Source organism: Kitasatospora sp. NPDC089913, assembly GCF_044748625.1.
Classification (GTDB): domain Bacteria; phylum Actinomycetota; class Actinomycetes; order Streptomycetales; family Streptomycetaceae; genus Kitasatospora.
The window spans coordinates 57,048-78,413 of the sequence record NZ_JBIVGI010000030.1 but is presented as its reverse complement, the minus strand read 5'-3'; the positions used below and the strand labels follow the sequence as shown (position 1 = coordinate 78,413).

Here is a 21,366-nt window from a genome sequence, read left to right as displayed (position 1 = left end):
CCCCCGCGCCGCGCCGCGCCGCGCTCAGCGCCGTGAGGTGAGCGCGTCCTCGTGGACCCGGTCGAGCAGGGCGAGCAGCAGTTCCTTGCTGGACGCGCGTTCCCGGACGTCGCAGAGCACGACCGGCACACCCGGGTCGAGGTCGAGCGCGCGCCGGACGTCGTCGGGGGTGCAGTCGCGCCGCCCGTGGAAGCAGTTGACACCGATGGCGAACGGGATGCCGCGCTGCTCGAAGAAGTCGACGGCGGCGAAGCTGGATTCCAGTCGGCGGGTGTCGGCCAGCACGATCGCGCCGAGCGCGCCGAGGGCGAGGTCGTCCCACATGAACCAGAACCGGAACTGTCCCGGGGTGCCGAACAGGTAGAGCACCAGGTCCTGCCGGACGGTGATCCGGCCGAAGTCCATCGCGACGGTGGTCGTCGACTTGCCCTGGACGCCGTCGAGGCTGTCGACCCCGATGCTGGCGCGGGTCATCCGTTCCTCGGTCTGGAGCGGTTCGATCTCGCTGACCGAGCCGACCATGGTGGTCTTGCCGACGCCGAAGCCGCCGGCCACGAGGATCTTGACCGCGCCCGGCACCAGGCTCTGGGTCGTCACGTCTGGTCTCCTGGAGGGGAACTGAGCGGAGGAGCGAAAAGTCGGAACAGCAGGGGAGCGGAGGGCGCCGGAACGGTCCCGACGCGCTGGGAGCGGCCCGAGCCGGTCAGAGCCGCCGGACACCCTCGATCACGGCCCGGATCAACGCGATGTCCGGTGCCTCGGCGAGCTGGACGGGTGCCCGGGTGAGGATCATCCTGGCTTCGGCCAGGTCGTCCAGTAAGACCTTGACCACGCTCACCGGGAGGTCCATGGTGGCCGCGATCTCGGCCACCGCCAGCGGGCGTTCGCGGCAGAGGTCGAGGATCGCGGCCGGTTCGGGCGTCAACCGGCTGGTGTCCGTGCGCGGGTCGGCGGTGACCACCAGGGTGATCAGCGCGAATCCGTCACGGACCGGTCCGGTACGCCCGTTGGTGATGGCGTAAGGGCGGACCAGATGGCCCGCGTCCTTGTCGAAGAACCAGGCCTCGTCGGCGTCGACGGTCACGCACCGCCACCCACGCCCGGCTGGCCGGCGTCGCTGCGCGGCGCCGCGGTGAGGTACTGGCCGACCTGCTTCACCAGCATGTTGATCTCGTAGGCCATGAGCCCGGCGTCGACCGCCTCGCTGGTGAGCACGGCGAGCCGGGCGCCCTGGCCGGCGGTCGTGACGAACAGGAACAGCTGGTCCATCTCGATCACGGTCTGCCGGACCCGCCCGCCGTTGAACCGGTGGCCGGCGCCGCGGGCGAGGCTCTGCAGACCGGAGGCCACCGCCGACAGGTGCTCGGCGTCGGCCCGGTCGAGGTCCTGGGAGAGCCCGATCAGCAGGCCGTCCTCGGAGAGGACGATGGCGTGCCGGGTCTCCGGGACCCGCGCCACCAGCTGGTCCAGCAGCCAGTTGAGGTCGCGCTGGGTATCGGTGTACTGCGTCATCACTGCTGTTCCTTAGCTGCGGAAGGTGCGGCCGGCGCTGACGGCGCGGCCGGCGCGTCCGCGTCGGGTGTCGTCGCACGGGCGGTGCGGGTGCCACGCTGGATGGCGGCCATGGTGGCCCGCGAGCGCTGCGGCGAGGGGTCGTCCGCGGCCGGTCCGAGGGATCCGGTTCCGCCGACGCCGACGCCGACGCCGACGCCGACGCCGACGCCGACTCCGACGCCGACGCTGCCGACGCCGTCGGTCCCGTCGGGAGCCGTCGGGCCGGTGCGGCCGTACGGCGCGGGGGCGGGGGCGCCGGGCCGTCCGTACGCGCCGGGGTGGCCGAACGCCGCGCCCGGCGCGTTGGCCTCGCGCAGCTGCTCGGCGAGGCTGGCGTTGCGGACCCGCTGCGGCAGCACGCGCGGGGTGCGCAGCTCACCGTCGGGGCCGTGCTCCGGCGCGGTCTCCTCGGCGCGCTGGTGCGTGGGCGTCGCTGCCGCCGCCGTGGCGGCCGCGAGTGCGGTCGCCGCCGGCCCGTCACTGCCCGTCGACGGCTCCGGGGTCCCGGGCGCCGCCGCGGCCCCGTCCGGGCCGGGCTCGTCCCCGGGCTCGCCGTAGGGCCGGGGCATGGCCGGTCGGGCCACCACCACGGCGCCCGGCAGACCGGGGATCGACGAGCCCACCGGCAGACCGCCGTTGACCGTCGGGTCGTCCTCGTCGCGGGTGCCGCCCTGGGGGTAGCGTGCGAGCAGCTCGCCGATCACCACGCTGCCGTCGAACCGGTCCGCCGTACCGCCGAGCACTCCGGCGGGGTCGTCGGCGTAGGGCACCGGGTCCGCGGCGGGTACCGGAGCGAAGGCCTGGCCCGGAGCCGGAGCGAAGGCCGGAGCCGGCGCCGCACCGAGGGCCGGTAGCCCGCCCACCGCGGCCTCGATCGCGGCGGCCTCGCCGCCACCGCCCACTGCCTGCCCGCCTACCGCCTGCCCGGCCACTGCCTGTCCGGCCACCGCCCGGCCGACCGCGGGGTACTCGGTCCCCGCGTCGACGCCGGCACCCGCCGGACCCTGCGCCTGCCCGGGCCCCTGTTCCGCCCCCGGCCGGGGAGTGCCCAGCAGCCCGCCCAGGACCCCGGCGAGCGCGCCGGACAGCTCCTGGTCGATCTCGCCGAGCTCCGCGTCCGCGTCCGCCCCGCCGCCGGGCGGCAGGTCGGGCACGGGAGTCCGGGTGACCCGGGCGCCGGACGGCAGGCCGGGAAGGGCGGCCGGCTGTCCGGCCTGCTCCAGCAGCAGTGCGGGCACCAGCACCACGGCCCTGGTCCCGCCGTACGGGGAGGGCCGCAGGGTGACCTGGATGTCGTGCCGCGCGGCGAGCCGCGCGACCACGAACAGGCCGAGCCGCAGGTCGTCGCCGAGCGCGGAGACGTCCAGCTCGGGCGGGTTGGCCAGGTAGTCGTTGAGCCGCTCGTACTCGTCCTCGGCCATACCGAGACCGCGGTCCTCGACCTCCACCGCCAGGCCCTTGGGCACTTCCTGCGCGGAGACCTGCACCTGGGTGTAGGGCGGGGAGAAGGTGGTGCCGTTCTCGATCAGTTCGGCGACGAGGTGGATCACGTCGGCGACGGCCTGGCCGCTGAGCGAGGCCCGGGGCACGCCCTGGACGACGACACGCGAGTAGTTCTCGGTCTCCGAGACGGCGCTGCGCAGGACGTTGACCATGGGGACGGCGTTTCGCCAGCGCCGGGCGGGCAGGGCGCCGCCCAGGATGACCAGGTTCTCGGCGTTGCGCCGCATCCGGGTGGCGAGGTGGTCGACCGCGAACAGTTCGCGCAGCAGCTCGGGTTCCTCGTGCTCGCGCTCCAGCGCGTCCAGCATGCTGATCTGGCGGTGGATCAGGATCTGGGTGCGCCGGGCGATGTTGAGGAAGACCTTCTTCGTCCCCTCGCGGCCCTGGGCCTGGTGGACGATCGCGGCGACGGCTGCCTGCCGGACGGCGGCGAGGCCGTCGGCGGTCTGCTGGACCTCGTCGCCGATCCGCCGGGACGGGGTCCAGGCGGGCGGGGTCGGGACCGATTCGCCGGCCTGGAGCCGGCCGACGACCTGCGGGATCTCGTGCTGCGCGAGGGACAGGGTCTCGGCGTGGAGGTCGGCGAGCCGGCCCGGGAGGGTGCGCGCGGCGCGCAGGCCGCGGACCAGGCTCCAGAGCAGGACGGCGGCGACCACCGCGGTGCCGCCGTAGACGGCGGTGCGCTCCCCGGCGTCGCGCAGCAGGTAGGCGGCGTAGCCCCAGGCGGCGGCGAGGCCGAGGCAGGGGACCACCGCGAGGGCGAGGAGCGAGCTGCGGAGGGAGCCGGACCGGCCGGCGCGGTGGCCCGTCCGGGGGGCCGATATGCCTGGCATCTGATTCCTTGTAGCAGGGCCGAACGGCGGTTGTCCGTGTGCGGTCCGACCGCGGTCGCGGGGCGCCACGGCCGGCGGTGCCCGGAGGGTTGCCGGAGGTGGTGACGTGTGGTCACCGTCCGGACGGATGCTGCACGGCCGCCGACTGCAGGCACGCTACCAGCCTCAGGTGCCCTCTGGGCAACATCAACTGACGATATGTGAACGGGCGATGACGGGGAGGCGGGGCCGCCCGGGGTGGACGCCGGGGGTCGTCGCGGCAGGTCGGAGGAGGTGCGGGACGGGCCTGACGGCTTTCCGGAGGCCGGGGTTCGGCCTCCGGAAAGCCGTCAGGGACGTGTCAAGAGCAAGGGTTCCACGGGACGCCGCCCGACGTCGGAGCGACCGGGAAGCACCGGGAGGACCGCCGCCGGAGCGCTGCCGCAGCGCCGGGGAATCGCTGGGGAACCGCCGGGGAACGGCCGGGGGATCAACGGGGGAACCGGGGGAGAACGACGGAGAGACCCGTGGGGAGGTCCCGGCGCCGCCCGGTTCAGCCCGCCAGCGGCATCCGCAGCACGGACGCCGACGCACCCTGCGCCTGCGCCTCCGTCTCCGCCCGGTTCTCGCGCTCGGCCAGCTCGGTCCACGCCCAACTGGCCAGATCGGAGAGTTCGGCCGACCACTGCTTCCCGTAGGTGCCCGAGGCCACCTGGCCGAGCCGCAGCCGCTGGACGTCCGAGGTGCCGGCCGGCGGGTAGACGTGGGTGGCGTCGCGCAGGTAGCGCTCGATGTGGAAGTCGGCGTGCAGGCCGCGGGCGGCGTGGATCTCCATCGCGTTGCGCGCCGAGTCCAGCGTGTACTCGGTGTTGATCAGCTTGGCGTTCATCAGCTCGGCGTCGCACGGCCGGCCGTGGTCCAGCAGGTGCGAGGCGTGGTACGCGGCGAGCTTGGCGGTCATCAGCCGGGACTGCATCTCGCCCAGCTTGAGCGCGATGTTCGGCAGTTGGGACAGCGGCTTGCCGTACATGATGCGCTCCTCGGCGAACCGCGCGGTGTCCTCGACGATCGCCCGGTGGATGCCGAGCGCGACCGCCGCCAGGTTCAGCCGCCCGTAGAGGGTCGAGGACGAGTAGGCCACGTCCAGGCCCTGGCTCTCCAGGCCGAGCCGGTTGGAGACCGGGATCCGGCAGTCCTCGAAGACGAGTTCGCCGAAGCTGAAGCCGTGCAGACCGCTCTGCGAGCCCAGCTCGCCGGTGCGGAAGCCCGGACGGTCGCTCTCCACCAGGAACGCGGACAGCCCCTTGCTGCCCTCGCCGGTGCGGAGCACCACGCCGTGCACGTCGCCGATGTGCGAGTTGCCCACGAACCACTTGCGGCCGTTGAGCACGTACTCGTCGCCCTCGCGCCGGGCGGTGCCGCTCATGCCGAGCACATGGCCACCGGACTCCGGTTCGGTGACGGCGATCGTGGGCAGCGCCGTCCCGTTGGCGAACCTGGGCAGCCAGTGACGGCGCTGGGAGTCGCTGCCGAAGTGGATGACCTTGGCGACACCGAGCTGCGAGGCCTGCGCGATCGCACCCATCGCGCCGCTGACGCGTGAGAGTTCCTCGACGATCACGGTTTTGGCCAGGTGACCCAGCCCCAGTCCGCCGAATTCCCGCGGGATGGTGACGCCGATCCAGCCACGGCGGGCGATCTCCCGCGCGAGCTCGAATTCGACCTGGCGCTCGGCCTCCATTCTGGCCACCTGAGGGCGTACTTCCTTCTCCGCGAACTCGCGTACCTCCGCTCGGAGGCTCTCGTGTCGCTCGTCGGTGAAGTAGTCCATCGCCATGCCAGGTCCTCTCGGTTCGGGTGGTTCGGTGGATGTGCCTCCGTCCGTGCAGCCGATCCGCTTCGGCCGCCGAGGGGTGGGGGAGTGACGGTGGCGGCCGGTTGCCCCTGAGTTGCAGCCGGTGCGTGCGGATGTGCCGGCGGTGGCCCACGCTGCCCTTGGGGACCGCCGTTTTTCGGCAGGGCTCATTGTCATATGTGCGTCGGAAGCGCTCTACAGTGGATCTTGGATTGGCGCGATTCGGGCCGTTCGCGGACAGTCGGGGATTAGAGGGACGCGAGGCGGGGAAGTGACCTGTCCCGCTTTTGGGATCCAGGGTTTCCGTCGGGTCCCGTTCCGGTTGTCCGCCGCTTCCCGTGCCCGTTGCCCGGCGGTTCCCGATCCGTTCCCGCCCGGCGGCCCGCCGGGCCGTCCGCCGCCGCCCGCCGGTGGGCCGCCCGCCGCCTCGCCGCCGACATGCGGCTTTGACTGAGCATCAGCAGTGAGTAAGGGGAGGGGTCGGGAGCGCGTAAGGCGCCGCATGTCTGATTACATGTGCGCCATGACTGATGTGATGAGCACTCAAGGCCAGTTCCCGGGTGCCGCCGGCGAGTCCGAGAGGGCCCGCAGGCTGCGCAGCCTGGGACTCAACGAGCCCACCGCGGACGAGGCCTTCGACCGCTTCGCCCACCTGGCCGCCAGCATCACCCGCGCCCCCATCGCGATGGTCAACTTCATCAACGACGAGCGCCAGATGTTCCGGGGGCTCTACATCCCGCCAAACTCCACCGACGCGGTGGCCGAAGAAGGCTCCTCGTGGGCCGATCGCGGCATCGCCTTCGACCTTCCGACCCGGGAGATGCCGCTGAGTCACGGCTTCTGCCCCCACGTCGTCGCGCAGCGTTCCCCCCTCGCGCTCGACGACATCCTCGCCTACCCCCGGTTCGCGGGGAACCCGGTCGTCGACGAACTGGGTGTCCGGGCCTACCTCGGCGCCCCGCTCGTCGACGACACCAACACCGTCATCGGCACCGTCTGCGTGCTCGACCGCGAACCCCGCCAGTGGGGCCGCGAGCGGCTCCGCGACATCCAGCACCTCGCCGAGGCGCTGCTCTCCGAGATCCGCCTGCGCGACAACCTGCTCGCCCAGCAGCAGGAGATGTTCGCGGCCTTCGACGGCTCGCCGTTCCCGATCATGCTCACCGACGGGCCCGGCCAGGAGATCCGCTACGCCAACGCCCAGCACGCCGACACCTTCGGCGCCCCGGCGGCGTACGGCGCCGTCGGCCTGGCCTACCCCCAGCTCGGCGCCGCCGGTCTCCAGCAGGCTGTCTCCGAGGCCTACCACACCGGCCGCGCCACCGTCCTCAACGAGGTGCGGGTCCAGTCCCTGCGCCCCGAGGCCCAGCGCGGGCAGCAGATCTTCAGCTTCACCTGCACCCCGCTGCGCACCGCCCGCACCGGCCAGGTCACCGGCGTGCTGACGGTCGGCATGGACGTCACCGCGCAGTCCCGCACCGAGGAGGAACTCGGCACGCTCGCGGCCCTCCTGGTGGACCGCCTTCAGCAGAACGGCACCGCCCCGGTCGGCCGCCCCGGCCTCGGAGCGGGGGAGACCGGCCTCGTCCTGCCGGGCTGATCACCACCGGCCCGGCCGTCGGACCGCGTGCGGGTCACCCCCCGGACCGCGCACGCACCACCGGAGTTCCGTACGGCGCAGCACCGGCCGCCACCGCGGCGGCACCGCGCCCCGACCATGTCCAGACAGCCAGACAGCCAGACAGCCAGACAGCCAGACAGTCCGACCGCCGCACCGACCACCGAGCACCCATCGTCAAGCACCGACCACCGAGCGCCGACCACCACGCACCGGCCAGGTCCCGGACGCGCCCCGACCGCGCGTCGTGGCGGGACCGCGGCGCCGGCCGTCCGCGACGGCGAGCCGTCCCACCGTGGCGGGGCGCCTCTCACCCCCGAGGAGAGGCTCCCCGCCGCGCTGCTGTCCGGGTGAACCGCCCGCCGCCGTCCCGCCGGACCGGCCCCCGCGGCCGCCGCCGGTGGTAGGCATGGGCCGCATGCAGTGGTTCGCCGCCCCCGAGTACTGGCTCAGCAGACTGCTCGTGCAACGGATGCTGGCCGCCCTCTACCTGATCGCGTTCCTGGCCGCCGCCCGGCAGTTCCGCGCGCTGATCGGCAGCCGCGGCATGCTCCCCGTCCCCCGGTTCACCGCCCGGGTCCCGTTCCGGCAGGCGCCCGGACTCTTCCACCTCCACTACAGCGACCGCTTCTTCGCCGCCGCGGCCCTGACCGGCGCGGCGCTCTCCGCCGCCCTCCTCGGCGGCCTCGGGGACGCCGTCCCGCTCGGGGTGTCGATGCTCTGCTGGGCGGTGCTCTGGGTCCTCTACCTGTCGATCGTCAACGTCGGGCAGACCTGGTACTCGTTCGGATGGGAATCGTTGCTGCTCGAAGCGGGCTTCCTGGCCGCCTTCCTCGGCAACGCCGACACCGCACCGCCCGCCCCCGTCCTGTGGCTGCTGCGGTGGCTGGTCTTCCGGGTCGAGTTCGGCGCCGGACTGATCAAACTGCGCGGCGACAGCTGCTGGCGCGATCTGACCTGCCTGCGCTACCACCACGAGACCCAGCCGATGCCCGGTCCGCTCAGCTGGTTCTTCCACCACCTGCCCGGGCCGCTGCACCGCGTCGAGGCGGCCGCCAACCACCTGACCCAACTCCTCGTCCCGGTCTGCCTGCTCCTCCCGCAGCCCGTGGCGACCTTCGCCGCCTGCGTCGTCGTCGCCACCCAGCTCTGGCTGGTCGCCTCCGGCAACTTCGCCTGGCTCAACTGGCTCACCGTCGCGCTCGCCCTCGCCGCCGTCGACCCGGCCCGCCTCGGCCTGCCGGTCCACCCGCGCGCCTACCCCGCCGCCCCGGTCTGGTTCGAGGCCCTGGCACTGGCACTCACCGCCGCCGTGCTCGTCCTGAGCTACTGGCCGGTCCGCAACATGGTCTCGCCCCGGCAGGTCATGAACCGTTCCTTCAACCGCCTCCATCTGGTCAACACGTACGGCGCGTTCGGCAGCGTCGGCCGCGTCCGGCAGGAGGTCGTGCTCGAAGGGACGGACGAGGCGGTGGTCACCCGGCACACCGTGTGGAAGGAGTACGGGTTCAAGGGCAAACCCGGCGACGTCCGCCGCCGCCCCCGCCAGTACGCCCCCTACCACCTGCGGCTGGACTGGCTGATGTGGTTCGCCGCGATCTCCACCGGGTACGCCCGGCCGTGGTTCCTGCCGTTCGTCGCCCGGCTGCTCGTCAACGACCGGGACACCCTGCGACTGCTCCGGCACAACCCCTTCCCGGACACCCCGCCGACCCACGTCCGGGCGACCCTCCACCGCTACCGGTTCACCGATTGGCGCGAACTGCGGCAGACCCGCGCCTGGTGGCACCGGACACCGCTGACCGAGTACCTCGCGCCGGTCGACCTCGCCGCCCTCGCCCGCGCGGGACACCATCCGCCACCGGCCCCGGGCACGGCCGGGGCGGACGGTACGGACCCGGACGGCCGTTCCCGGCGTGCCCCGAACGGGCGATGACCGGATGACGGCCGGTGACGCCGACCACCCGACCGGCCCTCCCCGGTGGCGCCCGGCCGGGCGCCGTGGCACGCCACACCGCCCCGAGGGACGGTGGGTGCGTGCATGGCTCGAACGGGCACCCGTATTCTTGGCCTCCGACCGGCAGCCCTACCGCGCGCCCCCTCAGCCCCATCCGCCGGGGCCGCACCGCGCACCCGGACCGCCGCCCCCTCGCCGCCAGCCCACGCCCCCGCCGCAGCCGCCCAGAACCGGACCTCACATGACAGTGCTTCATTCCCGCAACGCCGACGCGGCCGACGCAGCCGGCTCCGCAGACGTCAAGGACACCACGGCCACGGACACCGCGGCCGCCGCGACCACCACCGACACCGACCTCCGCGAGGAACTCGGCCGCTACGCCGAACTCGGTGCCTTCACCCTGACCGCCGACACGCATCCCTGGTACGCGGCCCTGGACACCGTCGCCACCCCCGAGGACGCCCGCGCCGCGTCGACCGTCCTCGCCGAGCTGCGCGGACACGACCTCCAGCAGGTCTGGGACGACGTCACCGCGCTCGCCGCCGACGTGCGGATCGACGCGCCGGACACCGTCGGCAAGACCGCCGTGCTCGTCGAGATGCTCCAGCTCCTGCGCCGCACCTCGACCGTGCTCGCCCCCGCCGCGTACGAGGCCGACCTCGACTCGCTGATCGCGGCCACCGCCGAGCGGACGTGGCGGCGCGAGCAGGGCGTCAAGCTGTCCTGGCTGCGGGGCCGGTCGCTGCGCAAGCAGGCCGCCGCCCTCGCCGTCACCAGCGGCCGCCCCCGCGGCCAGGACCTGCACGAGGCACTCGCCTCCGCCGCGGTCGAGCGCCGGGCCTGGGCCGCCCTCGCGCCGGCCGGCACCCTGCCCACCGCGCCGTCGGACGCCGCCCTCGCCCACCGCACGGCGCAGGCCTTCGAGGCGATCAACACCGGAGTGCGGGAGCTCGCCCGCCTGCTGCCCGGCCAGGACCTGGACGCGCTGTCCTTCCCGGACCTCGTCGACCTGGTCGACCGCCTCGCCGCCGACGAGGGCACCCTCTACCGCTTGCCCACCGTCAACGGGCTGCGCGGCACCCTGGAGGAGGCAGGGCTCGGCGAGCTCCTCACCGAGCTCGCCGCCGCCCGCGCGGACCGCCGCGCCGCCGAGGCCGCCTACGCCGCCCGCCAGGCGCTCGCGGGCGGGCAGCGCGACGGTCTGGTGCCGCCGGTCGAGGAGGCCGCCGATGCGGCGGCCGACACGACGGCCGGGACGACGGCCGATGTGACGGGTACGGAGGAGACCGGGGCGGCCGCCGAGGTGGGCACCGAGGCGGACACCGAGACGCCGGAGGTCGAGGCCGAGGTCGAGGCCGTCACCGCCGAGCCCGTGGCCGAGGCGGACAGCCCGGAGGCCCCGGTCGAGGAGCAGCCGCTCGTCGTCGCCCTCCCGGCCCCCTCGCCCGCCGCCGACGATCTCCTCGGCGCCACCCCCGCCCCGCCGGTCCAGCCCTCCGCCCCCGAGGTGGAGGCCATCGCCCCCGCCGAGGTCGAGGCTGTGGCCGAGGTCGTGACCGAGGCGGAGCCGGTGGTCGAGCCGGAGCCCGCAGTCGAGGCCGCAGTCGAGGCCGCGCCGGAGGCCGAGGCAGTCGTCGTCGAGCCCGTGGTCGAGGCCACCGCGCCGGAGATCGAGGCCGAGGCCGAGCCGAGCACGGTGGAAGAGGCCCCTGAGCCGATCGCCGAGCCCGAGCCCGTGGTCGAGGCCGTCACCGGGGCCACGGTCGAGGTCGAGGAGGAGCCCGTCCTGGAGGCTCCCGCCGAGATCGAGCCGGTGGCCGAGGCCCCGGTCGACGCCGAGCCGACCGCCACTACCGAGGCCGTGGTCGAGGAGCCGGTCGTCGAGACGGTGGACGAGGCTCCGGTCGCGGAGGTCGCGGAGGTCGCGGAGGTCGCGGAGGTCGCGGAGGTCGCGGAGGTCGCGGAGGTCGCGGAGGTCGCGGAGGTCGCGGAGGTCGCGCCGACCGTCGAGCCCGAGGTCGAGCCGGAGGCGGAGGTCGTTGCCGAGGTGCCCGCGCCCGCCGAGGCGCAGACCGAGGTCCAGGCCGAGGTTCAGACCGAGACTGTCGAGGCAGTCGTCTCCGAGGTCGTCGCCGTCGAGAGCGAGCCCGTCGCCGAGGCCGAGCCGGTTGCGGAGGCGCCGGCCGTCGTCGTCGAGGAGCCTGCTGCCGAGACCGAGACCGAGACCGAGACCGAGACCGTCGAGGCAGTCGAGGCAGTCGTCACCGAGGTCGTCGCCGTCGAGAGCGAGCCCGTCGTCGAGGCCGAGCCGGTTGCGGAGGCACCGGCCGTCGTCGTCGAGGAGCCTGCTGCCGAGACCGCAGCGGCCGTGCCCCCGGCGAAGCCGGAGTTCACGCCGGGCCGACCGGTGACCGCGTACTCGGCGGAGGAACTGCTCGCGGTCGTGCGCTGGATCGACGCGGACGGCGTCGCGCGCAGTGACGAGGAGCTGCTCCGTGCGGCGATGAAGGAGCTGGGCTTCGCCCGACTGGGCCCGCGCATCAAGGAGGCGCTGGGCGCCGCCGTGACCGCCGCCCGAGCCTGACGCCCGGACGACGACGGCCCGGGTGGGCGCGGGGCACCGACCGCGACCGCCCGGGCCGTCGTGCTGCCCGAAGCGGCAAAGGCCCCGGAAAACCAGTTGTCGAATAAACGTTCGAGATCGAGACTCGGCACATCCGCCGGAACCCCCCGACGGACCGTCCGGACGCCGTACGGCCGGACCCGCCTCGACCGACCGGAGTCCGCTGGTGCTGGACGTCCTGCGCCCCCGTGCCCTCGCTCCGGGGGACCTCGTCGCGGTAGCGGCGCCCGCCGGACCGCTGGAGGGTGACGCCCTGCCATTGCTGGACCGGGGTGTCGGGACCCTCACGGCGATGGGGTTCCGGGTCCGCCGCGCACCGCTCACGGAGCCCGGGCGCCGCCGCTGGTGGGCGGCCGGTGCGCCGGAGGAACAGGCCGAGGAGTTCAACCGGTTGCTGCGGGACCGGGAGGTCCGGGCGATCGTCGCGCACACCGGTGGGCAGGCGGTGGCCGGCTGGCTGGACCGACTGGACTTCGACGCCGTCCGCGCCGATCCCAAGCCGGTACTGGGATGCAGCGACGTGTCCCTGCTCCTGCTCGCACTGCATGCCAGGACCGGTCTCGTCGGTCTGCACGGCGACATGGCCACCTACGGGCTCGGCGGCTCCTGGCACACCGGACCCTCCGGGGGCAGCGCCGAGGTCCTGGCCGACCTGTACCGCCGCGTTCTCACCGACCCCGCGCCGCTGGGCCCGCTCCCCGGGCTCCGGCTGCCGCCCGGAGGCCGGGAGTGCTGGCGGCCCGGCCGGGCCGGCGGGCCGCTGATCGGCGGTCTGCTCGGCCGGCTGACCGCGCTCCAGGCGACGCCGTTGGCGCTTCCGGTCGAACGCTTCGACGGTGCGGTGCTGTTCTGGGAGGAGGTGGACCGTCCGCTGTCGGCGGTCTGGCAGGACCTGCACCTGCTCCGGCTGGCAGGAGTGCTCGACCGGATCTCGGCGATGGTGGTCGGGGTGCCGCTCCGGGTCACCGCCGCGGGCTGCGGGGAGGGGGTCCCGGCGCCGTCGCTGCGCGAGGTCGTGCTCGACGTGCTCGGTGCCCGGCCGATCCCGGTGCTCGGCGGGGTGGAACTCGGCCACGCCGGTCCCAATCCGCCGTTGCCGCTCGGTGTCCGGGCGACCGTCGACGCCACCGCCCGTACCCTCACCCTGGACGAGGCGGCCATCACCCTGTCCTGACCCTCCGGCTGCCCCGCCCCTTGAGCGGGGGACCGGTTACCCGGGGGACCGGCCGGGGAGCGCGCGTGCCAGCTGCTCCGCGAGGACCGCCGGAGCCTCCACCAGGGACGGCCCGTACCAGGTGAGGTGGCGTCCGCTCACCAGTGCGGCGGGGACGCCCGGGAAGGCCTCCGGGCCGTCCTCGGCGGTGAACCGGTAGGGCTCGTCGGGCAGGACGACCAGGTCGGGGCGGCCGGCGAGCAGTTCCGGCAGCGGGACGGCGGGGTAGCGCTCCGGCCGGGCCGGGTCCTCGGCGTGCGGGAGGAGCAGACCGAGGCGGCGCAGCAGGTCGCCGGCGAAGGTGTCGTGGCCCAGCACCATCCACGGGCGGCGCCAGATCGGCACGACCGCCCGGCGGGCCGGGCCCGGCAGCGGCCGGACCTCGGCCCAGGCGGCCTCGGCGGCGTCCAGCCAGGCGGGGCGGGGCAGGCCGCAGCCGACGGTGAGCAGCCGGTCCAGGGAGCGGAACGCCTGGTCGAGGGTGCGGATGTCGGTGACCCAGACCGGCAGTCCGGCCGCCCGCAGCGCGTCGAGGTCGGGCCGGCGGTTCTCCTCGTCGTTGGCGATCACGAGGTCCGGCGCGAGCGCGACGATCCGGGCCGGGTCTGGGTTCTTGGTGCCGCCGATCCGGGGGACGGCCAGGTCGGCCGGATGGCTGCACCAGTCGGTGACTCCGGCCAGCAGTTCGGGCGCGGTGGCGGCCACGGCCTCGGTGAGCGAGGGCACCAGCGACACCACCCGCCGCACCACCCCGGCCTCGCCGCCCGCCCCTGCCCCGGGAAGCGGCACGACCAGCCCGAGATCGTCGACCACCGGACGACCTCCCGTACCGTGCCCCGCCGTACCGTCCCCTGCCGCACCGTTCCCCGGCGCACCGTCCCCCGGCGTCCCGTCCGTCGAATGGAAACTCACCGCGCAACCCTAACCGCCCCGCCGGTGGCCGGGAGGGCAAAGTTCCGGGAACCGTCCGGGCACAGCGGCCGACTACTGGTCCGGGTTCACAGGACGAACCCGAGCACGACCATTGACCAGGAGAGTTACTGATGCGCCCTCGCGTCTTCTGCGGTATCGCGGCAGCCGTCGCCCTGTTCGCCACGGGCTGTTCCAGCGGCGGTGACGGGAGCGGCGACACCACGAACGGCGGCGGGAGCCCACAGGCGTCCGCCGCCGGCGCGTTTCCGGTGAAGGTGGCCGACTGCGCGGGCAAGGAGACGACGGTCGCCCGGGCACCGCAGAAGATCGTCACCACCGACGCCGCCGGTCTGGAGATGCTGCTCCAGCTGGGGGCCGGTGACCGGGTCATCGGGACGGGGTTCCCGCCCGGGAAGGGCAGCCTGCCGGCGGCCGTGGCCGAGCAGGGCGCCAAGGTGCCGGTGCTCGGTGACACCCTGATCCCCAAGGAGAAGCTGCTGGGCTCCGGCGCGGACCTCTACGTGGACACCTTCGGACCGATGCCGATGATGGGCGCCGCGGGTGCCGGGCCGACCGAGGAGGAGCTGAAGGCGGTCGGCATGCAGCACGTGCTGCTGCTCTCCACGGCCTGCGCGACCGGTCCGAAGGCCGCCGCCGGGCCGCGCACCGACCTGGCCGGGGTGGCGGAGGACGTGCGCCGCCTGGGCGCGGTCACCGGGACGGCCGCCCGGGCCGGAGAACTGGTCGCCGCGATGGACCAGCAGATCAATGAGGTCAAGAACGCCACCGCGGGCGTACCGGAGGCGCAGCGTCCCGGGTACTTCCTCTTCGACTTCGACGCCGGTACAAAGCAACCGATGGCCGTCTGCGGCAAGCAGATCGCCAACGCGGTGATCACCCTGGCCGGCGCGCGCAACGTGTTCTCCGACTGCGACGCCGACTTCCGGCCCGTCTCCTGGGAGGACGTGGTGGCGAAGAACCCGGACTGGATCCAGCTCGCCGTGCGCAACCGGGGCAGCGCGGACGCCGACCGCAAGGCCTTCGACGAGGCCGAGGCGTTCCTCAAGGGCTTCCCGGCGACGCAGGGGCTCAAGGCCGTGCAGGAGGGGCACTTCCTGCGGATCGGCTCCGAGGTCACCACGATCGCCGGGATCCGCAACGCCGACACCGTGCGGCAGATCGCCGCGACCGTCCACCCGACGCTCGTCAAGAACGGGCAGTAGGCCGTGGCCCGCGCCGCCACCACCACCCACGCCACGGAGGCCGTGCCCGGCCCCGGCGCCGACCCGGCCGCCCCCGGGCCGCGGCCCCGGCGCCGGGCCCGGGCGCTGCGCCCCGGGCCGCTGGCCGCGTTGCTGACCGCGGCGCTGCTCGTCGCGCTGACCGCCGCCGTCTCGCTCGGCTCGGTGGACATCCCGCCCGGCGAGGTGTGGTCGGTGGTCGGCCGACGGCTCACCGGGCAGCACCCGGCGCCCGGCACCCGCGACCTGATCGTCTGGCAGCTGCGCGTCCCGCGCGCGCTGCTGGCGGCGGCGGTCGGGGCCGGGCTCGGTCTGGTCGGCACGGCGGTGCAGGCCCTGGTCCGCAACCCGCTCGCCGACCCCTACCTGCTCGGCATCTCCTCGGGGGCCTCGCTCGGAGCGGTCGGCGTGATCGTGCTCGGCACCGGCCTGGGCCTGTCGCTGTCCGTCGGCGGGATCGCCGGACTGACCGTCTCGGTGGCGGCCTTCCTCGGCGCGCTCGCCGCGTTCTCCCTGGTGTGGCTGCTGGCCCGGCGCGGCGGCGGGTTCTCCCCGCTGCGCCTGGTGCTGGCCGGTATCGGCATCGGCCAGTTCCTCACCGGCCTGACCAGCTACCTCGTGCTCCAGACCGGCGACGAGCAGCAGACCAGGGGCGTGCTGTTCTGGCTGATGGGCAGTCTCAGCGGCGCCACCTGGGGACAGCTCGCCGTCCCTGCCGCCGCCGTGGCCCTGGGGCTGGTGCTGCTCCAGGGCCGCGCCCGGGGGCTGAACGCGATGCTGATGGGCGACGAGACGGCGGCGGGCCTCGGGGTCGACGTGGCCCGGCTGCGCCGTGAGATCTTCGCCGTGACCAGTGTGCTCACCGGGGTGCTGGTCGCCGTCTCCGGTGCGATCGGCTTCGTCGGCCTGATGGTGCCGCACGTGTGCCGGCTGCTGGTCGGGGGCGACCACCGGCGGCTGCTGCCGCTGTCGGCCCTGACCGGCGCCGTCCTGCTGGTCGTCGTCGACCTGATCGCCCGGGTCGCGCTCGACGGCCAGGAGGTGCCGATCGGCGTGGTCACCGCGTTGCTCGGCGCGCCCACCCTGCTCTACCTGCTGGACCGACGACTGGAGCGGAATTGAGAATCGCCGTCGAAGACCTGAGCGTCTCCCTCGCCGGGCGGACCGTGGTGGCCGGTGTCCACCTGGTCGCCAAGGAGGGCGAGATCGCCGGCCTGGTCGGTCCCAACGGCAGCGGCAAGTCCAGTCTGCTGCGCACCGTCTACCGGCATCTGCGGCCGAGCGCCGGGCGGGTGCTGCTGGCCGGGCGGGAGCTGTCCGAGCTGAGTCCGGCGCAGTCGGCCCGGCACATCGGGGCGCTGCCGCAGGAGCGCGGCGGCGACTTCGAGCTGACCGTGCGCGAGGTGGTCGCGATGGGCCGGACCCCGTACAAGCGGGCGTTCGCCAAGGACGACGCCGAGGACCACCGGCTGGTGGCCGAGGCGCTGACCCGGGTCGGCATGGCGCACGCGCCGGACCGGGGGTTCGCCCAGCTCTCCGGAGGGGAGCGGCAACGGGTGCTGCTGGCGCGGGCGCTGGCGCAGCAGCCGGACGTCCTGGTGCTGGACGAACCGACCAATCACCTGGACGTCCGGCACCAGGTGGAGCTGCTGGCGCTGCTGCGGGAGCAGCGCCGCACGACGCTGGTCGCGCTGCACGACCTGAACGCGGCGGCCTCGGTGTGCGACCGGCTGCACGTGCTGCACCGGGGCACGCTGGTCGCCTCCGGGGAGCCCAGGGAGGTGCTGACCGCCGAGCTGCTCGCCGAGGTGTTCGGGGTGCGGGCGGCGGTGATCGAACATCCGCTCACGGGGGACCCGTTGATCGCGTTCGACCACCGTGCGCCGGTCGGCGCGCCGGACCCGGGGGTGCCGGGTCCGGTCGCGCCGCCGTCGGGCAGGGGGGTGGGGGGTGCCGCGGGTACGAGGGCAGGCGTGATCGCCCCGCCCCCGGTGAAGCCGGTTGTCACCGGAGTCACCGTCCCGACCGCTCTCCCCACCCCGGTCTCCGTCGAACGTCAGGAGGTCTCGTAGTGGCTCGGGCGGCCGTTGCGCTCGACCAGCCGGCCGACCTTCGCCGCCTCCTCGCTGCGGATCAGCTCCCATTCGCCGTCCGGGCGGTGGAGCACCGAGGAGTGCCACGGGGTCATCCACATGTCCGTGTGCTCCAGCAGCCGGATGCCGAACTTCAGCACGCCGACCTTCTGCGGGTGGATGGAGAGCCGGAACGAGCGGGGGTGCTGCTCGGCGATCAGGTCGCCCCAGGCGCGGCTGCGCTGGATCACGCCGTAGGCGCGCTGACGGCAGTCCTTCTGGAGGGCGGACTTGGTGCCGGTCCAGCCGAAGGTGTCCTCGGTGAGGAAGCGGGTGATGCCGCGGTAGAGCTTGGCGGTCTCCTCGTCGGTCAGCACCTGCTCGCGCAGTTCCTCCTTGGTCGGCGCGTACTTGGCGTGCACCCGGGCGCGCTTCTCGTCGAAGGGCAGGTCGCCGAGCACGGCCCGCAGGTCGAAGGTGTCGAGATTGGTCAGGCCCTCGCGCTCGATGAGCGCGGACAACTCGTCGGAGTACTGGTCGATGTGGTCGTCGGGGACGTGGATGAGGTCGCCGAAGATGTGGCCGTCCGAGCAGATCAGGATCTTGGCGCCGGGCTCGTAGATCTTGCCGATCTCCTCGGCGAGCCGGTTGAGGAAGGTGAGCGACAGCCGCTCGCCCTCGTCGGGCAGGTGGCTGAGCACCTTGGCGAGGTTGGGCGACTTGCAGGGGAAGCCGGGCAGGGTGAACAGGATCTGGTCCCCGGCGGTGATGAAGTCCGCCAACTGCTCCAGCTGGAGCGGGAAGTCGGCGGGGGTGGCCTCGGCGTCCGGATCGGACGCGCGGCGGTGCGGGAGCAGCAGGTCGAGGATCTCGGCGGAGAGCCGGGCCACGGTCTGCTGGTCCGGGACGGTGTGGGCGGTGCCGGTGCTCTCGTTGCTGTCGGCCTGGGAGTCACTGGTGACGGTGGTGCCGGCGGGCGGCATGGTTGTCCTCCACGGAACGGTGTACGGGCTTCGGGCAGGCGGAGCCACGCCCCGGCGGCGGTCGCCGGGACGCTGTGGTGGTGCGGGGAGACGCGTCGTTGCGTCCTCGGGGCGGTCAGTGCCGCCGGTCGTAGGCGACCGGGAGCCGGTTCACTCCACGGGCGAGGACGGCGGGCACCCAGGCGAGCGAGTCGATCCGCTCTCCCTCGGCGACGGACGGGCGCAGCCCGGGCAGCCGGGTGAGCAGGGTGCCGATGGCGATCTGGAGTTCGGCGCGGGCCAGGGCGGCACCGGGGCAGAAGTGGATGCCGTGGCCGAAGGCCAGATGGGCGTTGGGGGAGCGGTCGAAGTCCAGGACGTCGGTGTCCGGGAACTGCTCCTCGTCGCGGTTGGCGGCGCCGAGCGAGACGATCACCGAGTCCCCGGCCGGCACGGTGGTGCCGTGCAGGTCACTGTCGGCCCCGAAGAACCGCCAGGTGGTGAGCTCGAACGCGCCGTCGTAGCGGAGGAGTTCCTCGATCGCCCGGGTGAGCAGGCCCGGCTCGGCGCCGGGTGCGTCGGGGTCGAGGCTCGCCCGCAGCCGGTCGAGCTGCTCCGGGTGGCGCAGCAGGGTGATCAGCATGGTGGTGATCTGGTTGGTGACCGGCTCCTGGCCGGCGACCAGCAGCTGGAACACCATGGAGTCGAGCTCCTCGGGGCTCAACTCGCCGGCGTCGCAGGCGGCGACGAGTCGGCCGAGCAGGTCCACGTCGGGCCCGGCGGGGTCGTAGGTGGCACGCTTGTGGGCGACCACGTCGGCGATGTAGCCCTGGAGGCCGTGCAGCCGGCCCTCGTACGCCGGTCGGCCCGGGTCCTGCGGGCCGACCGGTTGCACCACCTTGCCCCAGTCGCGGTCGAAGCGCACCGCGAGCTCCTGGGGCAGGCCGATCACGGCCGCCAGCACCCGGAACGGGTAGTGGGCCGCGAAGCCCTCGACCAGGTCGGTGCCGCCGGCCGGGGCGGTCGGCGGGAGTTCGTCGACCAGGGCGTCGGCCAGCTCCTGGATGCGCGGGCGCAGCGACTCCACCCGGCGCGGTGCGAAGGCGTCCAGGACGAGCTTGCGCATCGTCGTGTGCTTCGGCGGGTCCTGGTGCAGCAGGTGCACCTGGAGCTGGGAGTGCTGCGGCTCCGGCATGATCGAGGCGAGCTTGCGCCAGTCCTCGTTGCCCAGTGAGTGGTTCTTGCCGAGCCTGGGGTCGTTGAGCGCCGCGTGGGCCGCCTTGTAGCCGGTGACCAGCCAGGCGCCGACGCCGCTCGGGAAGGTCACCCGGTGGACGGGGCCCGCGGCCCGCATCTGCCGGTACAGCGGGTACGGGTCGCTCTTGTACTCCGGTCCGAACAGCGGCACCGGATCTGGAAGTTCGTCGTACCCGAACGGGCAGCGTGCCCCGTCGGGCGTCTCGCCCGCCGCGGTCGGGTCGTGGACGGTGTCGGTCATTGCGGTTGTTCCTCCGGTAAGGATCTGCCGTGCGTTGGGAGAGGTGTGACGGTGGGTCACACGCGGCTGCGGATCGTCCGGTCGGTTCCGGTGGTGCTCCCGCCGCCGGTGCTGCCGCCGGGTGCGGCGTCCTTGGTGCGGTTGTTGCGGTGGTGCAGGGTCAGGAGGCCGACGGCGAGGGCGGCGGCGATTCCGGCCAGGGTGAGCCCGGCCCGGATGCCGGCGACCTCGGTGGTGCCGTAGAGCGTGGCGGCGGTGCCCAGCGCGGGGCCGAGCGCGAAGCCGAGGCTGCGGGCCAGCTGGACGGCCGAGCCGGCGGTGGCGAGCTGGTCGGGCGGGGCGGAGCTCATCACCAGGGCCTGGACCGGACCGCCGTTGAGGCCCATGCCGACGCCGGCGACCGCGAGCCGCCAGGCGATGTCGAGCGGGGACCAGGCGGTGTCGACCGGGACGAGCAGCAGCAGGCCGAACGCCGTCACGGCGGCGCCGGTCAGCGCCGTCGGGCGGGCGCCCCAGCGGTCCGCGAGCCGCCCGCCGAAGCGGCCGGCCAGCACCATGCCGAGCGGGAACGCCAGCATCGTGAGAGCCGTGTTGGTGGCGCTCTCGCCGTCGTCGCGGCGCAGGTACTGGGCGAGCAGGTAGTGGTTGGCGGCGAAGCCGGCCGCGAGGGCCAGCACCGAGCCGTTGACGGCGGCGGTGCCGGAGGCGCGCAGCACTCCGGCGACCGGCCGCCCGCCGGGGCGGCGCAGCCAGAACAGCACCAGCGGCACGGAGGGCAGCGTGAGCAGCAGCCAGAGCGGCGCGTCCGGCGCGAGGGTGAGGCCGAGCAGTACGGCGGCGACGGCCGAACCGATCAGCGCGGCGTCGCCGAGCGAGGAGCGGTCGGGCAGCCGCAGCCGCTTGCCGCCGCGCGGGGCGTCCTTGCGGGCGATCAGCCAGGCGGCCAGGCAGATCGGCAGCTTGACCAGGAAGATCGCCCGCCAGCCGACGTGGTCGAGCAGCAGTCCGCCGACGACCGGGCCGGTGACGGCGCCCAGCGGTCCCAGCGTGGCGGGCACGCTCATCGCGCGGCCGCGCAGCTCGGGGCGGACGGCGGTGGCCGCGAGGACCGGCATCAGGACGAACAGCACGGCGCCGAAGGCCCCCTGGGCGAGGCGGGCGGCGATCAGCCAGCTCGCCCAGGGCGCGACGGCGGCCAGCGCGCTGCAGAGCGCGAAGCCGCCGACCGACAGCAGCAGGGCGGCGCGCATGCCGACCTGGTCCAGCCACCGTCCGGCGGGCAGCAGCAGGGCCACCAGGGGGAGCTGGTAGCCGAGCACGGCCCACTGGGCGGTGGTCGGGGAGACGTCGAGGGCGTCCGCGATGTCGGTGAGCGCGAGGTTGACCACGTTCATGTCGAGCATCGCGACGAAGGAGATCAGCCCTGCGGCGAGGACCAGACTCCACCGGTCCTCCGACCGGACCGGGCCGTCACCCGACGTACTGGTGGCGGGCGACTGCTGCGCTGCCATCGGTCATCCTCCGTTCCCCCGCGCTGTCCGGACAC

At 74.1% G+C, this 21,366-nt stretch carries 16 protein-coding genes; 7 read left to right on the top strand and 9 right to left on the bottom strand.

The genetic code is table 11. The annotated features are described in order from the left end of the window. Window positions 1-24: 24 nt before the first annotated feature. From ACIPYS_RS33245 to ACIPYS_RS33225, 5 genes are all read right to left on the bottom strand, one after another. Window positions 25-597 (bottom strand): ATP/GTP-binding protein, encoded by a 573-nt coding sequence (locus ACIPYS_RS33245; RefSeq protein WP_231978505.1) that lies wholly within the window; start codon window positions 595-597, stop codon window positions 25-27. Between the two features lie 106 nt (window positions 598-703). Beyond that, window positions 704-1,084, bottom strand: coding sequence for a DUF742 domain-containing protein (locus ACIPYS_RS33240; RefSeq protein WP_030391835.1), 381 nt, complete (start codon window positions 1,082-1,084; stop codon window positions 704-706). After that, window positions 1,081-1,512 (bottom strand): roadblock/LC7 domain-containing protein, encoded by a 432-nt coding sequence (locus tag ACIPYS_RS33235; protein WP_030391836.1) that lies wholly within the window; start codon window positions 1,510-1,512, stop codon window positions 1,081-1,083. Before ACIPYS_RS33235 ends, ACIPYS_RS33240 begins: the two co-directional genes overlap by 4 nt. Next, window positions 1,512-3,890 carry a sensor histidine kinase gene (locus tag ACIPYS_RS33230; RefSeq protein WP_400753234.1) on the bottom strand — a complete coding sequence of 793 codons (2,379 nt, stop codon included), beginning with the start codon at window positions 3,888-3,890 and terminating at the stop codon, window positions 1,512-1,514. The genes ACIPYS_RS33235 and ACIPYS_RS33230 overlap by 1 nt, the downstream gene beginning before the upstream one ends. A 532-nt stretch (window positions 3,891-4,422) precedes the next feature. After that, window positions 4,423-5,700: an acyl-CoA dehydrogenase family protein gene (locus tag ACIPYS_RS33225; protein ID WP_093864774.1), complete on the bottom strand. Its 1,278-nt coding sequence runs from the start codon at window positions 5,698-5,700 to the stop codon at window positions 4,423-4,425. A gap of 547 nt (window positions 5,701-6,247) precedes the next feature. Between ACIPYS_RS33225 and ACIPYS_RS33220 the strand changes: the two genes are divergently transcribed. The 4 genes from ACIPYS_RS33220 (at window position 6,248) to ACIPYS_RS33205 (ending at window position 13,096) form a co-directional block, all read left to right on the top strand. Beyond that, window positions 6,248-7,324, top strand: a complete 1,077-nt coding sequence (locus tag ACIPYS_RS33220) for a GAF domain-containing protein (RefSeq protein WP_159424839.1) — start codon at window positions 6,248-6,250, stop codon at window positions 7,322-7,324. A 436-nt stretch (window positions 7,325-7,760) separates the two neighbouring features. Beyond that, window positions 7,761-9,278 carry a lipase maturation factor family protein gene (locus tag ACIPYS_RS33215; RefSeq protein WP_400753289.1) on the top strand — a complete coding sequence of 506 codons (1,518 nt, stop codon included), beginning with the start codon at window positions 7,761-7,763 and terminating at the stop codon, window positions 9,276-9,278. 262 nt (window positions 9,279-9,540) lie between these two features. Next, the gene (locus ACIPYS_RS33210) at window positions 9,541-11,883 is read left to right on the top strand and encodes a hypothetical protein (RefSeq protein WP_400753231.1); all 2,343 of its coding nucleotides are present in this window, start codon (window positions 9,541-9,543) and stop codon (window positions 11,881-11,883) included. Between the two features lie 205 nt (window positions 11,884-12,088). Beyond that, a complete protein-coding gene (locus tag ACIPYS_RS33205; protein WP_400753228.1) occupies window positions 12,089-13,096 on the top strand; it encodes an LD-carboxypeptidase in 1,008 nt (335 codons plus the stop codon). Window positions 13,097-13,132: 36 nt separating this feature from the next. Here the strand turns inward: ACIPYS_RS33205 and ACIPYS_RS33200 are convergent, their stop codons facing one another. Next, window positions 13,133-13,885, bottom strand: coding sequence for a helical backbone metal receptor (locus ACIPYS_RS33200; RefSeq protein ID WP_400753286.1), 753 nt, complete (start codon window positions 13,883-13,885; stop codon window positions 13,133-13,135). A 293-nt stretch (window positions 13,886-14,178) separates the two neighbouring features. On the opposite strand from ACIPYS_RS33200, the gene ACIPYS_RS33195 reads away from it, so the two are divergent. Genes ACIPYS_RS33195 through ACIPYS_RS33185 form a run of 3 tightly spaced genes read left to right on the top strand, consistent with a single transcriptional unit; the run spans window position 14,179 to window position 17,360 of the window. Beyond that, window positions 14,179-15,270, top strand: coding sequence for an ABC transporter substrate-binding protein (locus tag ACIPYS_RS33195; RefSeq protein WP_400753225.1), 1,092 nt, complete (start codon window positions 14,179-14,181; stop codon window positions 15,268-15,270). Window positions 15,271-15,312: 42 nt separating this feature from the next. Beyond that, window positions 15,313-16,410 (top strand): iron ABC transporter permease, encoded by a 1,098-nt coding sequence (locus ACIPYS_RS33190; protein ID WP_093864771.1) that lies wholly within the window; start codon window positions 15,313-15,315, stop codon window positions 16,408-16,410. Continuing rightward, window positions 16,407-17,360: an ABC transporter ATP-binding protein gene (locus ACIPYS_RS33185; protein ID WP_093859721.1), complete on the top strand. Its 954-nt coding sequence runs from the start codon at window positions 16,407-16,409 to the stop codon at window positions 17,358-17,360. Before ACIPYS_RS33190 ends, ACIPYS_RS33185 begins: the two co-directional genes overlap by 4 nt. Here the strand turns inward: ACIPYS_RS33185 and ACIPYS_RS33180 are convergent. From ACIPYS_RS33180 to ACIPYS_RS33170, 3 genes are all read right to left on the bottom strand, one after another. Further along, a complete protein-coding gene (locus tag ACIPYS_RS33180; RefSeq protein ID WP_093859720.1) occupies window positions 17,345-18,343 on the bottom strand; it encodes an L-tyrosine/L-tryptophan isonitrile synthase family protein in 999 nt (332 codons plus the stop codon). The genes ACIPYS_RS33185 and ACIPYS_RS33180 overlap by 16 nt on opposite strands. 115 nt (window positions 18,344-18,458) lie before the next feature. Beyond that, window positions 18,459-19,820: a cytochrome P450 gene (locus ACIPYS_RS33175; protein ID WP_093859719.1), complete on the bottom strand. Its 1,362-nt coding sequence runs from the start codon at window positions 19,818-19,820 to the stop codon at window positions 18,459-18,461. Window positions 19,821-19,876: 56 nt separating this feature from the next. Next, the gene (locus ACIPYS_RS33170) at window positions 19,877-21,331 is read right to left on the bottom strand and encodes an MFS transporter (protein WP_093859718.1); all 1,455 of its coding nucleotides are present in this window, start codon (window positions 21,329-21,331) and stop codon (window positions 19,877-19,879) included. Window positions 21,332-21,366 lie beyond the last annotated feature (35 nt).

What these genes read in the sequence shown, in the direction of transcription:
- ACIPYS_RS33235 (WP_030391836.1), bottom strand. Translation starts at nt 1,512, where the DNA reads ATGACGCAGTACACCGATACCCAGCGCGACCTCAACTGGCTGCTGGAC.
- ACIPYS_RS33230 (WP_400753234.1), bottom strand. Translation starts at nt 3,890, where the DNA reads ATGCCAGGCATATCGGCCCCCCGGACGGGCCACCGCGCCGGCCGGTCC.
- ACIPYS_RS33225 (WP_093864774.1), bottom strand. Translation starts at nt 5,700, where the DNA reads ATGGACTACTTCACCGACGAGCGACACGAGAGCCTCCGAGCGGAGGTA.
- ACIPYS_RS33220 (WP_159424839.1), top strand. Translation starts at nt 6,248, where the DNA reads ATGACTGATGTGATGAGCACTCAAGGCCAGTTCCCGGGTGCCGCCGGC.
- ACIPYS_RS33215 (WP_400753289.1), top strand. Translation starts at nt 7,761, where the DNA reads ATGCAGTGGTTCGCCGCCCCCGAGTACTGGCTCAGCAGACTGCTCGTG.
- ACIPYS_RS33210 (WP_400753231.1), top strand. Translation starts at nt 9,541, where the DNA reads ATGACAGTGCTTCATTCCCGCAACGCCGACGCGGCCGACGCAGCCGGC.
- ACIPYS_RS33195 (WP_400753225.1), top strand. Translation starts at nt 14,179, where the DNA reads ATGCGCCCTCGCGTCTTCTGCGGTATCGCGGCAGCCGTCGCCCTGTTC.
- ACIPYS_RS33180 (WP_093859720.1), bottom strand. Translation starts at nt 18,343, where the DNA reads ATGCCGCCCGCCGGCACCACCGTCACCAGTGACTCCCAGGCCGACAGC.
- ACIPYS_RS33175 (WP_093859719.1), bottom strand. Translation starts at nt 19,820, where the DNA reads ATGACCGACACCGTCCACGACCCGACCGCGGCGGGCGAGACGCCCGAC.
- ACIPYS_RS33170 (WP_093859718.1), bottom strand. Translation starts at nt 21,331, where the DNA reads ATGGCAGCGCAGCAGTCGCCCGCCACCAGTACGTCGGGTGACGGCCCG.